The sequence below is a fragment of the Rhodococcus sp. EPR-157 genome (assembly GCF_001647195.1).
In the GTDB taxonomy this organism is placed as follows: Bacteria; Actinomycetota; Actinomycetes; order Mycobacteriales; family Mycobacteriaceae; genus Rhodococcoides.
Map to the genome: position 1 here is coordinate 1 of NZ_LVCV01000086.1, position 2,361 is coordinate 2,361.

Annotated in this window: 2 protein-coding genes and 1 pseudogene; all 3 read left to right on the forward strand. The window is 64.2% G+C overall.

Annotated features, from left to right (window positions below; translation table 11 throughout):
* Nucleotides 1-809: putative cytokinetic ring protein SteA (gene steA, locus A2J03_RS03365; protein WP_068369676.1), on the forward strand; the 809-nt coding region annotated here is incomplete at its 5' end.
* Complete coding sequence (locus A2J03_RS03370) at nt 806-1,750, forward strand: copper transporter (protein WP_156520175.1); 945 nt, start codon at nt 806-808, stop codon at nt 1,748-1,750. The genes steA and A2J03_RS03370, both read left to right, overlap by 4 nt.
* An 86-nt stretch (nt 1,751-1,836) precedes the next feature.
* A pseudogene (locus tag A2J03_RS03375) lies at nt 1,837-2,361 on the forward strand (CTP synthase); the annotation flags it as partial.

Below are 2,361 nucleotides of genomic sequence, written 5' to 3' on the forward strand. Positions count from 1 at the left end.
AGCAGAGCGAAGCCGAGATCTCCGATCGCATGATCGAGGCCAAGACCGGTCTCGTCGATCATCTCGAGGCGTTCTCCGGCAACACCATCGAGTTCATTCGGACCGAGAGCCCTCTGCTCATCGATGGGGTCGGCGTCCCGGACATCGACATCGTCCTGAAGGACCGGCATGTCGTCATCGTTGCCGACGGGCCCGGTCACGCCGAGGACCTGAAGAATCTCAAGCCGTTCATCAAGGAGTACCAACCGATCATCATCGGTGTCGGCGCGGGGGCGGACACGGCGATGAAAGCTGGTCACCGTCCGGATCTCATCGTCGGTGACCCCGAGGACATCACCGCGCAGACCCTCAAGTGCGGTGCCGAGGTCGTCCTCCCCGCAGATTCCGACGGGCACGCCAACGGCCTCGAGCGCATCCAGGATCTGGGCATCGGAGCCATGACATTTCCGGCGACAGGTGCCCCGGCCGACCTCGCGTTGCTGCTTGCCGACCACCACGGCGCTTCGCTCATCGTCGCTGTCGGTAGCCCGGCCAGCCTCGACGAGTTCTTCGATCGTGGCCGACGCAACACCAACCCGGCAGCGTTCATGACTCGGTTGAAGGTCGGAGCCAAGCTCGTCGACGCGAAAGCCGTTGCCACGCTGTACCGCAGCCGCGTATCCGGTGGCGCGATCGCGCTGTTGATTCTCGCCGCACTGGTTGCTGTCATCGTGGCATTGGTCGTCTCCAATATGGGCGGCGAAGTCATGGACTGGGCCGTCACCATGTGGAACTCCTTCGTCACGTGGGTCCAGGGGTTGCTCGCGTGATTTCGATGCGCCAACATGCCATTTCGATCGCGGCGATCTTCGTCGCTCTGGCGATCGGAGTGGTGCTCGGTTCCGGACTGCTGTCCAGTGGGCTGGTGTCCGGGCTGCGTGATGACAAGACCGATCTCGAGAATCAAGTCGGAGCGCTGCAGAACACCAACAATCAGCTTGGCGAACAGCTCAATGCGGCCGATGGTTTCGATGCTGCGGTGTCCGGTCGCGTAGTGCGCGATGCGCTGCTCGACCGCAGCGTTGTCGTGATCACCACCCCCGACGCCGATCCAGGTGACGTCGACGGCATTACCAGGTCGATCGAGGCGTCGGGCGCTGCGGTGACCGGTCGGGTGTCACTCACCGACTCGTTCGTCTCGGCAGCAAGCGGTGACGATCTACGAACGCGCCTGACCAATGTGGTGCCTGCAGGTATCCAATTGCGTACCGGCGCCATCGACCAGGGCAGTACGGCCGGCGACCTGCTCGGCTCTGTGCTGCTGCTCAATGCGCAGACTGCGGAGCCGCAGTCCTCGCCCGAGGAACTCGCGCTTGCCCTCGAGACACTCCGGAGCGGTGGGTTCATCGCGTACGACAACGGCGCTGTCGCACCGGCTCAGTTGGCAGTCGTCGTCACCGGTGGGAACTCTGTCGACGGAGACGGCAATCGTGGTGCCATCGTCGCTCGATTCGCGGGCGGACTCGACGCCAGGGGAGCGGGAACGGTTCTTGCCGGCCGGACCGGTTCCGCGGACGGCAACGGTCCTGTCGCAGTCGTTCGTGCAGACGCGGCGCTCTCGTCGGGCGTGAGCACTGTCGACAACATCGACCGAGAAGCAGGGCGCATCACGACGCCGCTGGCGCTGCAGGAGCAACTGGACGGCGGCGCGGGGCGGTACGGAACGGGTCCGAACTCGACCGCGGTCACCGTCGGCGCGCCGGCGCGGTGATCCGTCCGGCCGAGCGGGCGCGTCGTTCGCGGTAAAGGGACCATTGGTGTTACCGTGAAGACCCGTGGGCAGCAGGCCCATTTTCGATGGAGTACCTCTCTTGCCAGCTTTCTGGTAGGAGCAAGCCCTGCAGATTGGTCACGGGAGCATCATTGTCACGCCTTCAGTCGCGATCTGACACCAAGCACATCTTCGTCAGCGGAGGCGTCGCGTCTTCGCTCGGCAAGGGCCTTACGGCGTCCAGCCTCGGCCAGCTACTGACAGCACGTGGCCTTCGCGTCACCATGCAGAAGCTCGATCCCTACCTGAATGTGGATCCGGGCACCATGAATCCGTTCCAGCATGGCGAGGTCTTCGTGACCGAGGACGGCGCCGAGACGGATCTGGACGTCGGTCACTACGAGCGCTTCCTGGATCGTGATCTGTCCGGCTTCGCGAACGTCACGACCGGCCAGGTGTACTCGGCGGTCATCGCAAAGGAGCGCCGCGGCGAATACCTCGGCGACACCGTGCAGGTCATCCCGCACATCACCGACGAGATCAAGAGTCGGATCCTGGCGATGAACGGTCCCGACCTTCAGGGCCACCAGCCCGACGTCGTGATCACCGAG